This window comes from Wolbachia endosymbiont of Nilaparvata lugens (assembly GCF_007115045.1).
Lineage (GTDB): Bacteria > Pseudomonadota > Alphaproteobacteria > Rickettsiales > Anaplasmataceae > Wolbachia.
The window spans coordinates 16,432-29,411 of sequence record NZ_MUIY01000001.1 but is presented as its reverse complement, the minus strand read 5'-3'; the positions used below and the strand labels follow the sequence as shown (position 1 = coordinate 29,411).

Here is a 12,980-nt window from a genome sequence, read left to right as displayed (position 1 = left end):
CCAAACGCAACAAAGCAAGAGCAAGTACTGGTTGATGCAATAGATTATAAGGTAGATCCAAGCTGTATAAGAGGGTTTAAATTTAGATTAGAAGAAAGAATATTACCTTGGCTAATTGAGGAATATGAATTGGGGGAAATTCTACGTTGGATAAGGGATAAAAGAAAAGCCGTAGTAGAAGGAGTAAAATTTCAAAGACTGAGAGGAACACCAGCATCACTCAAAATAGCACTCAAATGGGCAAATATAGAAGATATTACAATTATCGAAGAACCACCTGGCAAGCACTTTTTTGAATTACAGATAGGAATAAAAGATGTTCCAAATAACTTTTTTGTAGATGCAGTAGTAGAGCTTGCAAAACTATCATTACCAGCAAGATCAAGGCTAATGAGGATTTTCAATGATCACTACAACGTTGATAGGTTTATTTTAGATGAAAGTTTTTTTGGAAATTTGTTATCGGATTACTCAGGTATAAAGGTTGAAAAGGATGGACCAGTGTTATCATTTGGAAGAGTAAATTTTTTCAGGTCTAGTGGTCCAGTTATTAGGATTATAGAAAACTATCTACGCGATCATTATGAACGGGCTTTAAACAATGATATATATCGCCTAGATGTAGCAATCCTTGGAGAAACAGAGCCTCACACAAAGGATTACAAAGGCATTTATGAAAGAAGTCATCAGTGGTATAACTTAAAAGCCCTGTATCCTCTAACTCAAAGCTTATTACCGTCGATTAAATTTGCAAAAGCGCAAGTTATATTATCGGACAGTTGGAACTTAGGAGAAACAAATGCGTGCTTTCCAGTAAGTAGCGTAGAAGAAAAAGGAAATAAATTTGTATTGGGAAACGATAAACTTTCAGGGCAACGTTGGAATTTAAAACACAAGCCAATTTTAGAAAGGTTTAGCGTTACTCACCACTACAAAATAGAAAATTATACAGATCAGAAGGTCAGAAAATATGTTTTAGCAGAACACAACGTTTACTATAAAAACGACTTATATTCAGAGCAAAAAGACTCAATACACGAATTAGAAAAGCACATTTTAGTGTTTTACCCGGGAGTACTGAAATGGCACGAACATCGACATTTGCACAGAAGTTGGAAAAATAGTCAAGCAATATGTGTAATAAGTTAAATACTTATATTTAGATCCTCATATATTATATTAATAATAGTTTAAAGTGTATGAAATAAAAAGAAAAGGACTTGCTTTCTTATGCTAAAACGGACATGACTTGAATAGCAGCAGGTAAATATAAGAAATTTATCTAACGCTAGAAAAGCTAATTTTGTGAGGTATGAAATGAGTTTTAGTAAGTTTTTTAAAGAAGTATCAAGTAAGGATATTAATAAAAGAAATGAAGAAGGAGAGACGATCTTGCACCAAGCAGCGGAAATCTCCGATTACAAAACAGTGAGATTATTAATAAAAAAGGGGGCAGAGGTAAATGCAAGAGATAAAAAGGGTTATACACCACTACACTGTGCAGTATTTGCGAAAAGCTTAGAAAATGTAAAAGTGCTGCTAAGGTCGGGAGCAGAAGTAAATGCCACTCAATATGTCAGTGGATGTACGCCACTCCACTCTGCGTGCAAAGGAGCAGGAGTTGAAATAATAAAAGAGCTAGTAAAGGCAGGGGCTGAGGTTAATCAACTGAATAAGTATGGTGCAACACCAATGTATTACATCTGGGAAAGTGAAAAGTATCGTCTATGTGATAGCAAAGAGAGTGAAAAGGCAAGTAAATTTTTGAGAGAAAAAGGAGGAATAACAAAAAGTAGAGAACTGACATGCTATGGAATAGAGAGGCTAGTGGGAGAAATAGCAGACATGTTGAATGGAAGCTACATGCCGGAGCTAAAAATAATAGAGATAGGAGAAATAAGGAAGAGAGACAAATCACTAATAAAGGAAGAATGTGAAAATTTAGCAAGCAAAATAATAAGCCAAGTAAGTGAAATGATAGATGAGGTGGTGAAAAGGAGGGCTTAAAATTCAAAAAAAGGTGAGGTCGGTTATGAGTAAAAAAGGAAAAGAGGAGTCACTATTAGAGAACTCGTTTAAAAATATTTATGCAAGAGATGAGAATGGAAGAACAGCTCTGCATTATGCGGTAGACGCAAAAACAGTGAAGTTATTAGTCGAAAAAGGAGCGAATGTGAATGCAGCAGATGTAGAAGGACACACAGCACTGCACCTAGCAGTAACGGAGAAACGTCTAGAAATCGTGAGAGAATTGATAAAATCAGGAGCAGAAGTAAATGCTGAGGAATATGGAAATAAATGCATACCTCTACACCTTGCGTGCATGGTAGGAGAAAAAGAAATAGTGGAGGAGCTGGTAAAAGCTGGAGGAGAAATAGAACAAGAGGATACATTTGGAATGACAGCAATGGATTATGCGAAAAATAGCAAAGAGATAACTGAAATATTGAAGAAAGAAACAGAAAGAATTGAAAAGTTATTTGAACAGCAAAGTGGGAAACCTTCTATGAGAGGCTAAAGATATGGAGAAAGAAATAGAAAAGAAAGTAATGAATTTAGAGAAAAAACCTTTGGGTGAAATGAGAAAAATATGGAAGAAGGTATATGGGGAAGAGGCGCCTAGATACTCAAAGAAATATCTGATACCAAGATTAGCTTATAGAATGCAGGAAAAAGCATATGGAGAAATGTCAAGAAAAGGAGCAAAAAGACTAGAGTATCTGGCAGATCGGTTAGAGAAGGGAAAAAGAATAAGTAGCGATAAATTACCAGTAGCAGGAACAGAGCTAATATTAGAGAGAGGGGAAGAAACGCATGCGGTAATGGTAACAGACAAGTGTTTAATCTACAAAGAAGAGTTTTATACATCATTGTCAGCAGTGGCAGGAAAAATAATGGGAATGAGCTACAACGGACCTTTATTATTTGGGATGCGTGATAAAAATGAAAATTGAAGAGAATAAAATGCTAAAAGAAGTAAGGTGTGCGATATATACAAGAAAATCAAATGAGGATGGACTAGAACAAAAGTTTAATAGTCTTGATGCGCAACGAATAGCATGTGAAAAGTACATAAAGAGCAGAGAGGGTTGGGTAATATTGGCAAAAAGGTACGATGATGGAGGTTTCTCAGGAAAAAACTTAGAAAGACCAGCGATAAAGGAATTATTTGAAGATGTAAAGGCAGGAGAAGTAGATTGTGTAGTGGTATATACTCTGGATAGGCTATCAAGGGAAACAAAAGATAGTATAGAAGTGACATCATTTTTTAGAAGGCATAGAGTAAATTTTATAGCAGTAACGCAGATATTTGATAATAATACGCCAATGGGAAAATTTGTACAAACGGTATTGTCAGGAGCAGCACAACTAGAAAGAGAGATGATAGTGGAAAGAGTAAAAAATAAAATAGCAACATCAAAAGAACACGGACTATGGATGGGTGGAACTTTACCGCTAGGGTATGATGTAAAAGATAAGGAATTAATAATAAATGAGAAAGAAGCAAAAACAGTAAAGCATATATTTGAAAGATATGTGGAGCTGAAGTCAATGGCAGAGTTGGCAAGAGAGTTAAACAGAGAAGGGTACCGTACGAAATCAGATATCTTTAAAAAAGCGACGGTGAGAAGAATAATAACAAATCCAATATATACGGGAAAAATAAGGCATTATGAGAAAGAGTATGAAGGAAAACATGAAGCAATAATAAAAGAGGAAAAATGGCAAAAAGCACAAGAATTGATAAAGAATCAGCCATATAGAAAAGCAAAATATGAGGAAGCATTGCTTAGGGGAATAATTAAGTGCAAGAGCTGTGATGTAAATATGACACTGACATACTCAAAAAAAGAGAATAACAGATATCGATACTACATATGCAACAATCACTTAAGGGGAAAAGGCTGTGAATCAGTAAATCGAACAATAGTAGCAGGAGAGATAGAAAAAGAGGTAATAAAGAGAGCAGAAGATTTATATGAAAAATGGGGAGAAAAAGCGGAAAAATGGAAAAATTTAAGTTTTGGAAAGCAAAAAGAAGTAGTGAAAAAGTTAATAAAGGGAGTAACGGTAAAAGGAGAGGGGATAGAAGTACGTTCTGAATCAGAGGAAAAATTTATACCAATAGAGAAGAAGGGAAAGAAATGCACAGTAATTGAACCAGAAGGTAAAACAAATAATGTGCTACTCAAAGCCGTGGTAAGAGCTCATTTGTGGAAACGGCAACTGGAGGAAGGAAAATATAGAAGTGTGAAAGAGCTGAGTGCCAAAATTAATATAGGTACAAGACGTATACAGCAAATTTTGAGGTTAAATTATTTAGCACCAAAAATTAAAGAAGATATAGTAAATGGGAGACAGCCAAGGGGTTTGAGGTTGGTTGATTTGAAAGAAATACCGATGCTTTGGAGTGAGCAGATGGAGAAGTTTTATGGATTAGGGGCGTAATTACACCATTTATAAAAAGAACAAAAGGAGAGAAACTGAAAACACCAAAACTATTGAAAGGTATTGCTGAGAAATAGGAAAAATAGCCAAATTGCCGCTACTGCAGTTGATATAGAGGAATCAAGGATCACACCAAAAGATGTTGAGATTGATATAGAAAAGTAAATCAATGTTACAAAATCAATTATGTGAAGATATCAATATAAGTATTGAAAATTTTAGTATATTGGATGCAATAGTGACAAAAAATGTATCCAATTTTAGCTGCATATTTTAATGGTAGATCTGGAGAAAAATTTCCGTAGGTATCAAAAAAGTTAACATATATGACTTTCTTATAATAGTCTGAACGAGGATAAAAACATTTTTTTAATCTGTTCGAGTTATTGTAAAAAGGGCTATAACTCGAATAGCGTAGTTTATTTAAGTTCCATAAAAAATATATGGTAACGGATGTAAACACCAAGTTTTACCTTACGATACTATATACTATTCCAGACCTATCTTGATCATATACAAGGTGCTAACTATAAACAGACTTAACAAAAAAATCTTGTTTTTTTTTATGAATGTGATAAAATTCAGAGTAGTGTGAGAGTGCATTTTTTCTAGAGCTTAATGAAGTACTTAATTCTTAAGATCAGGTCAAAATAAGTAGAATAGATGAATTTATTCTTAGTTTAAAATTATTATAGTACCAAGATGAAAAAAATTGAAACTTCAGAATTGCTAAAAAGAATTGCTATCTGTTTGTTATGCATAGCAATTATGGTCTCTATTGCTCTTTTGTTTGCCTATATGCATACAATGTTGCTTAGTAAAGGATATGAGCTGGCTGCACATTATATTAGCGAAGCTATGCCTGCTGTGTTGCTTACTGTTTTCTTTTTTATCGCTTGGTTTATATATGATCAAGTATTTAGTAAAATGAAGGAAGTAGAGCTGCCTATAGAAATAGAATTAGCTAATTCAGATAATAAAACAACATTTGCTGATGTTATAATTGATGCTTCCTTAAAGCAAGAGTTGCAGTTTACTTGCTGTAATCAAATGACAGAAGAAGTGCGTAAAATGTTGAGAAGTCAACGTATTAACTTACAAAAAGATTATATATTATGTGGCCCTCCTGGAAATGGCAAAACACTTATCGCTCGTGCAATTGCAGGTGAATCAAACATGAATTTTATAAGTATCTCAGGTCCAGAACTTATTGGAGTATATATTGGTCATGGTGCACATGCTGTACGCGAGCTTTTTAAAGTAGCAAGGAAATATTCTCCTTGTATAGTTTTTATAGATGAAATAGATGCAGTTGCTCAAAAAAGAAGTACCGATAATAACTCAGCTTACCACTGTCGGGAGAGCTTAACACAGTTACTAACTGAAATAGATGGATTTAAGAGCAGAAAAGATATAATAGTAATTGGTGCAACTAATCTAATCGATGAGATAGATCCAGCACTTATTAGACCTGGACGTTTAGGTCAAGTGGTTAATATACCTAATCCAAGCACGGAAATGAGACAAAAGATATTGGAGCTTTATACTAAAAATATAAAAACTGATGAAAGGCTAAATCTTAAAGATATTGCAGAAGAAACAGGAGGCTATTCTGGAGCTAAGTTAGAGCAATTAGTAAATGAAGCAAAAAAGTGTGCTGTTTTACGAAGGCAATGTATGGTAGTTAATAAGGAAGATTTCAATTATGCGTTTCACAAGCTAAATCTGAGACAAGGAAGAGGTAAAATGACGTCAGTTTCAGTTCATTCACAGAAGGAAAAATCATCTTTATTAACATAAAAATTAAATGTGTGGTTTATAGACTTACTATTACCCACAAATATAAATGTTTGTTGCATAGCTCTTAATGGCATAACTTTTGCTTGAAATAACTGTTTATATGGTGCAAATTACAGCTTTTGGTTAATAAAAATGCGAATATTAATATTTTTTGCTTTATTGTTTTTAGTGAGCTGCATGTACATTATCTATAATCACAGAGTTTCTGGAATTAATGTTAAGCTGTGGAATAAGGTAAAAGTAGGTGATGATAGAGAAAAAGTAGTTCATATTTTAGGATCACCAACACTAGTATCAAAGTTTGATGAAAATGTTTGGTACTACTATGGAAGTAAATCTCTGCAAATTTCGTTTAATCAGAATGGTGAAGTTACAGATATAAGAAAAATCTACTTTCCAAAACGTTGGATAAGGTACCTAATACGGCCAAAATTTTAGTAACATATATTTGTACTTCTTTCTCATAGCATCATATACCCAAGAATAATAAAAAGGCTAGCTTTTTTTAGAAGACATAGAGTAAATTTTGTAGCAGTAACGCAGATATTTGATAATAATACGCCAATGGGAAAATTTGTACAAACGGTATTGTCAGGAGCAGCACAACTAGAAAGAGAAATGATAGTAGAAAGGGTAAAAAATAAAATAGCAACATCAAAGGAGCAGGGATTGTGGATGGGTGGAACTTTACCGCTTGGATATGATGTAAAGGATAAAGAATTAATAATAAATGAAAAAGAAGCGAAAATAGTAGGGCACATATTTGAAAGATATTTGGAGCTAAAATCAATGGCAGAATTGGCAAGGGAACTAAATAGTCAAGGTTACAGAACAAAATCAGATATCTTTAAAAAAGCGACGGTAAGGAGAATAATAACAAATCCAATATATATGGGAAAGATAAGACATTATGAGAAAGAGTATGAAGGAAAGCATGAAGCAATAATAGAGGAAGAAAAATGGCAAAAAGCGCAGGAATTAATAAAGAATCAGCCATATAGAAAAGCAAAATATGAGGAAGCGCTGCTAAAGGGAATAATTAAGTGCAAGAGCTGCGGTGTAAATATGACGTTGACCTATGCAAAAAAGGAAAATAAAAGGTACCGATATTATATATGTAATAATCGTTTAGGAGGAAAAGGGTGTGCATCAATGAGTCGAAGTATAGTAGCAGGAGAAATAGAAAAAGAAGCAATGAAGAAAGCAGAAGATTTATATGAAAAATGGGGAGAAAAAGCAGAAGAGTGGAAAAATTTAAGTTTTGGAAAGCAAAAAGAAGTAGTGAAAAAGTTAATAAGAACAGTATTGATAGAGGAAGAAGGAATAGAGGTGCATTCTGAGTCAGAGAAGATATTAATACCAATAAAAAAGAAAGGAAATAAATGCACAGTAGTAGAACCGGAAGGCAAAACAAATAATGCGCTACTCAAAGCAGTGGTAAGAGCTCATTTGTGGAAACGTCAATTGGAAGAGGGAAAATATAGAAGTGTGAAAGAGATGAGTGCCAAAATTAATATAGGTACAAGACGTATACAGCAAATTTTGAGGTTAAATTATTTAGCTCCAAAAATTAAAGAAGATATAGTAAATGGGAGACAGCCAAGGGGTTTGAGGTTGGTTGATTTGAAAGAAATACCGATGCTTTGGAGTGAGCAAATGGAGAAGTTTTACGGGTTTAAGCAAGCTGTCTGCTAATAAAAAATAAGATAATTTCTTTAGAAGAATCTATAAATTATTAAATTTTCTGCAATTCTTTAATCTCATTTTTGGAGGAATTAGTAAACTTAACGCTCCCATTAAATTGGATAAATTGATCGCAAAAAAATAAGATTTCAGTAAGTTGTTTGTATAGCTGATCTTTCATAAATAGCGATGCAACAAAGCCCTTTATGGAAAACGTATAAAGAAAAAAAGCACCTATTTAGATGCTCTTTTTTAAAAGGCTTACTGCAATTATTGTGCATCAACTGATTGACTATTAATAGCTATTCTTTCTTTTCTTGATTGAAAAAGCAACGAACTTGGTACCACCTTGCAAAATAACTTTTCTCTTTCTAAGCTTGCCTTTGATAAAAAGTTAGATAACTCTGGAAAACACTTCAACTTTGCTCCCTCTGGAATAAAAATGCCGTTAATAACAATATTATTACCTTGAGATTTATTTAGCACTGCCGATGGTGTTTGGTTTCTACTTTGTTCTACCACCATGTCAGAATTGATTAAACGCGGTTGCGTAATTCCATCATCTATGGCATCTTGAAACTCTAGTGTGTCATCATCAGAAGTTATTGAGCTTAGTTGTTTATCTTCTGCATCATAAAACTCTTCTTCGCTAGAATCAGAAGTAAAAGATTCTCTCTCAGATCTCTTAGAGATTGGTGTTTTTTCTACCTTATCTGAATCCTGTGCTGAAACTTCACTAAGTAAGTCTCCCATTGAAATTTTCACTTCTGCGTCAACTTCCACTGGTTGTACTTTTCTGTTACTAGCAGCATTATTATGTTCATCTTTTTCTTCATGTGCATTAACTAAAGTTCCTTTATGTTCATTTGTCACTGCCGATGATGTTGGTTGATCAATGGTTGTATTGTTAACCATCTGTGGGTTACTAGTAGTATGAGATTGTTTCATCTTTGGAGTTATTAATGACTTATCAGATATTTCAGTTACTTCAAGAAATTTTCCGATCTCATATAATTCCAATTTATTCATCATTTCTAATCGGCTTCTTGGGTCCCCAGAAAGGCCCATATTCTTCCACTTCTTTACTGAAGTTATGGACACAGACTTCTTTTCATCACCTACATTTTGCTGTGAATTGTAAGAACCGGTAATAATAAACTTTCCACTCTTACACTCTACAAATACACGAAACTCTTCAGGTATATCTTTATTTTTACATTGTGCTTCAAGAAATGTATAATTTTTGTTTGTTATAACAAATAGTAATTCGTTATCGGTGAACTCAAAATAATTCCCTATCTTTGTGCTTTGTTGAACAACATTAGGTTTAAGGGAGTTTTCTATTAGCTTGACGTTTGTATCTGCTTTAGATACAGATTCCTTAAGATTTTCTTCAGCTAGATGTTGCGGTATAGTGATCTTAGGTTCCTGATCACTGATTTGAGACTGAACTCTATTTTGGCTTTTAGGTGAGTTAACTACAGGTTTTTGAGATTTATCTAGACATTCATTATCACTGGGTCTTAATACTCCACACGCAATACTACCAGCAACATCCTTGGTACGCTTGTAGGGAACTAGTGCGTTATTAGGCAGTTCTTGAATATTATTACCTTCAAATGCACTGACCGGTCTATTGAGACGGTATGCAATCCCTGCAACAACTAAACAACAAACTCCAACTGCTATTCCTACCGCTAACATTTCTAAGTGAACTGCAATAGCTACACCTAAAGCAACTCCAGGTATTATTATTACAGAAGCGGCTATAACAGGCAGTTTACTTCTTTTCATATTTTGTAAAGCAGGATTGTTTTGATTTGGGTCACTAGATTGTTTGCTGTTACCTTGAGTATCACTTACTTGGTCAGGGTCTTTACTAGCTACGAAAGGTGTCTCTATTGTTATTGGTTTTGCATATAACTGAATTTCACTTAAGTTGCTATCAGATAACTTTTTCTGTTCATCTTGTTCATACTCATCATCAGAAGAGATAACATGTCCTTGTACTGCTCCATTTTTTAGTAAAATTTCCTTTATTTCTGTATGGCTGCAATTGCTACTACATAAATCATCCGATGTGTGTCTAGAAATAGAAAGCCAGTCTAAAGGAGTTTTTCCACTTTTACTTACTACATTAACATTTGCTTTGTTTTCTACTAGCGTTTCCACTACTTCTTTATGGCCATTTACAATAGCAAGACATAAAGGAGTCATTTCTACATTATCCTTTTCATCAAACTTTGCTCCTGCATCTAGTAAGGATCGCAATATTTCTGTGTGGCCTTTGCTAGCGGCATAATGTAGAGGAGTCCTACCATATTTATCCCTTGAATTAATATCTTCCTCTATCTCTATTAGAGCCTTTACTTCCTCTTTATCACCAATCTCAGCAGCATGGTGTAAAGTCCTATCTGCATTAACCTTTAACACAGGTGTTATTTCGCCTACAAATTGAATGTTACTATCTCCAATACTTGCTGAACTTTTCGGCTGTAATACTTGTATGAAATCCTCTTGTATTACATATCCAGTTAATTGAGTAGTAGCTTGTTCATTCTTATCACTTTCTTGTTCTAAAGCTGGCATTTTAGCAGTAGAAAAATTAGTAATAGCATCGGTAGTTCTACTATTAGATTCGCCTCTTGTAAACAAGTCCATACTTGTTTTACTAATATCAATTTGAGTTTCCATTTCCCCTGTCTGAAGCTTAAATAGCTCTTGATCCGCAGCGTCTTGAAATTCTTCATCTGTACTAATAGTTGCGTAATTATTACTATTATCTTCTGCATTAGACTGCTCTTGATTTGGTTGTGCAAAGTGTTGCATTATTCCCACTTCTGATAATCCTTTGATGACAAGGTCATATTCATTCCTATTTGGTATATTTCTATCGTAATTCTGTAAAACATTTTTAATATTTTCGTTAAAGTACTTATTTATCTCTGCTAGAATTTTTTGCTGTTCACAGGTGATTTCTTCAGGCTCATCAATATCTACGATGTTTACAGCAAAATCTTCTAAGGTATCTTTTAATTCAGGATGAAGTTCTACATATTCAATTAGTTTATTAGCTAAATCTTCTATAAATGGTTTAATGTTCTCTTCTGTAATAACATTTTTCTGTGCTTCTAGCTTTTGTTCTTCTTGTAAATAGTCATCATATTGTGCCAAGATTTCGGTACTAATTTCATTTATACTATTAATAATTTGGATCCATGTCCCTTGGATACAAGCACTACTACCTTCACCATATGTCGTTGCTGCTATATATATTTGTTTTAGAGGAACAAGCTCCTTTTGCTCTCTCCAGATCTTTTCTATATCTAAGCCACTGATTTCTTTAAAGAGCCTATCTATTTTTTCACTATCATCTATACTATTTAACAATGTATATAATTCTTTTCTCTCAAATTGTTCTTTATTCAAGATGTCACTATTTCCAAGTTCTTTTCTTATTGCAGATAATTTTTTTCCTACTAGTTCTGGGTTTTGTTCCATAAGAGTAACTAGCAATTCTTTTTTTTCTTTCGATGGAATGGAAAGATTATCAATAAGTAGTTTTATACGGCCTATAGATTCAGGTATAGTAATCTCTTCATTATTTCCATACTTTATTCTTGATGTAGGATATCCTTCGTCATATTCACCACGTTTATTTTTTCTTAAGAATTTAGTTTCTAATGCATCTTTAGCTGTATCGATGACAATTTTAATAAACTCTTTATCATCTGGTACAGGATTATTATCTAATGTTACTTCCATCACACTTCTTTTTTCATTATCAGTTAAATTAAGAAGTCCTAGCCTTACTGGATCATTTTGATATTGTTTTAATCGCTCTATACTTTCTACGTAATAAGATACTGCTTGCTTTAACTCTTCTTCATTGTCTTTTGTGAATTCAACCAGTTTTTTAGTTAAAAACTTTGTCCGTTTAACTATTGGACTTGCATGAACAGATTGATTATCTTGTGCAATGTGTTTATCCTCTCTTTCCTGATTCATTTCTTTTTCAGGGATCATACCACGTTCAAAGAAAAACTTTTGGATCTCAGGATCATGAGTATAAAAATGAGCTAGTGTGTGTCCATACTCATTTCTTGAATTAATGTTAAAAGGATATTTATCAAAATCATCCAAAAAAAGCTCTATGACCTCTTTTAAAACATGATGTTGCACAAGATAAAAGAAGAAGTCCTTTACAACCTTTTTATCTAGCTTGCTAACATTACCATTAGATTCTTCCCTTGCTTGGGACCATAACCCTTTCAGATCGCGACAAAAACTTATATTATGTCTTCCATTCATTATATAAAAAAATTTATCTATTAATTCACAGTATTCCTCAGATTCAGCAAAAGCTTTTGCTTCTTTTCCACCAAAATTATCCCCCGTTAAACACAGTCTATCAAGGTTTGTAAGATTACCAGTAGCAAAAGCTTTTGCTCCTTCTTCACCAATACGATTGGAATTTAAATCAAGTAGAGTAAGGTTTGTAAGATTACCATCAGCTAAAGCTTTTGCTCCTTCGTCACCAATATGACAATTTTCGAGAGAAAGTTCTGTGATATTTTTATTCTCTTGCAAAAAACTTATCAGTTGATTGATATCTACCCTTACATTAGTTAAAAATAATTTATTTTCTTTAACATACTCACTAAAATTCATTTTTACCTTGCCAATATAATCTAATTAATATTTTAATGAAAATTGCAGCAATTGTCAACTTTATTAATATACTAACCAAGCTATATTATAGTTTGCAGAAAATACTAGGTGTTTTAGTACCACAATGAATTGAATTATTGACTCTTCCTAAAATTACAAAAAAGGTCATATATTTGTGAGAACACGTTGCGTAAAAATAAGGTTATAAAAATAGAAGATTTAAATTATTTCCATGAGCTTAGGTAACACAGTTCGTATGTAGATATGGATGAAATGGGCTAATGTAGCTAGTTTTAGCGTATAGTTAAATTGTTATATTAAAAAGTTCATATGGTACACATGGTAGACCATGCCATCCCAAAACGAACAGTTCTCAC

8 protein-coding genes and 1 pseudogene are annotated in these 12,980 nt (G+C 33.4%); 8 read left to right on the top strand and 1 reads right to left on the bottom strand.

What is annotated here, in order from left to right; all coding sequences use genetic code 11:
* From BWZ41_RS00125 to BWZ41_RS00090, 8 genes and pseudogenes are all read left to right on the top strand, one after another.
* Positions 1–1,149 (top strand): phage tail protein (locus tag BWZ41_RS00125; RefSeq protein WP_143689680.1); only part of this gene is annotated, 1,149 nt, incomplete at its 5' end.
* Between the two features lie 168 nt (positions 1,150–1,317).
* Positions 1,318–2,007, top strand: a complete 690-nt coding sequence (locus tag BWZ41_RS00120) for an ankyrin repeat domain-containing protein (protein WP_177429442.1) — start codon at positions 1,318–1,320, stop codon at positions 2,005–2,007.
* A gap of 25 nt (positions 2,008–2,032) precedes the next feature.
* Positions 2,033–2,518, top strand: a complete 486-nt coding sequence (locus BWZ41_RS00115) for an ankyrin repeat domain-containing protein (protein WP_143689010.1) — start codon at positions 2,033–2,035, stop codon at positions 2,516–2,518.
* Between the two features lie 4 nt (positions 2,519–2,522).
* Positions 2,523–2,954: a DUF2924 domain-containing protein gene (locus BWZ41_RS00110; protein ID WP_143689009.1), complete on the top strand. Its 432-nt coding sequence runs from the start codon at positions 2,523–2,525 to the stop codon at positions 2,952–2,954.
* A 10-nt stretch (positions 2,955–2,964) separates the two neighbouring features.
* The gene (locus BWZ41_RS00105; RefSeq protein ID WP_143689679.1) at positions 2,965–4,449 is read left to right on the top strand and encodes a recombinase family protein; all 1,485 of its coding nucleotides are present in this window, start codon (positions 2,965–2,967) and stop codon (positions 4,447–4,449) included.
* 807 nt (positions 4,450–5,256) lie between these two features.
* Positions 5,257–6,249, top strand: a complete 993-nt coding sequence (locus BWZ41_RS00100) for an ATP-binding protein (RefSeq protein WP_241653826.1) — start codon at positions 5,257–5,259, stop codon at positions 6,247–6,249.
* A 132-nt stretch (positions 6,250–6,381) separates the two neighbouring features.
* A complete protein-coding gene (locus BWZ41_RS00095) occupies positions 6,382–6,687 on the top strand; it encodes an outer membrane protein assembly factor BamE (RefSeq protein ID WP_143689007.1) in 306 nt (101 codons plus the stop codon).
* A 48-nt stretch (positions 6,688–6,735) separates the two neighbouring features.
* Positions 6,736–7,944 (top strand): annotated as a pseudogene (locus BWZ41_RS00090) (recombinase family protein); the annotation flags it as partial.
* A 258-nt stretch (positions 7,945–8,202) separates the two neighbouring features.
* Here BWZ41_RS00090 and BWZ41_RS00085 read toward each other — a convergent pair.
* Complete coding sequence (locus BWZ41_RS00085) at positions 8,203–12,603, bottom strand: TomO hydrophobic C-terminal domain-containing protein (protein WP_143689006.1); 4,401 nt, start codon at positions 12,601–12,603, stop codon at positions 8,203–8,205.
* Between the last annotated feature and the right edge of the window lie 377 nt (positions 12,604–12,980).

Bases quoted from the DNA above. Each gene is read 5' to 3' on its own strand.
- BWZ41_RS00110 (WP_143689009.1), top strand. From the start codon at position 2,523: ATGGAGAAAGAAATAGAAAAGAAAGTAATGAATTTAGAGAAAAAACCT.
- BWZ41_RS00120 (WP_177429442.1), top strand. From the start codon at position 1,318: ATGAGTTTTAGTAAGTTTTTTAAAGAAGTATCAAGTAAGGATATTAAT.
- BWZ41_RS00115 (WP_143689010.1), top strand. From the start codon at position 2,033: ATGAGTAAAAAAGGAAAAGAGGAGTCACTATTAGAGAACTCGTTTAAA.
- BWZ41_RS00085 (WP_143689006.1), bottom strand. From the start codon at position 12,603: ATGAATTTTAGTGAGTATGTTAAAGAAAATAAATTATTTTTAACTAAT.
- BWZ41_RS00095 (WP_143689007.1), top strand. From the start codon at position 6,382: ATGCGAATATTAATATTTTTTGCTTTATTGTTTTTAGTGAGCTGCATG.
- BWZ41_RS00105 (WP_143689679.1), top strand. From the start codon at position 2,965: ATGCTAAAAGAAGTAAGGTGTGCGATATATACAAGAAAATCAAATGAG.
- BWZ41_RS00100 (WP_241653826.1), top strand. From the start codon at position 5,257: ATGTTGCTTAGTAAAGGATATGAGCTGGCTGCACATTATATTAGCGAA.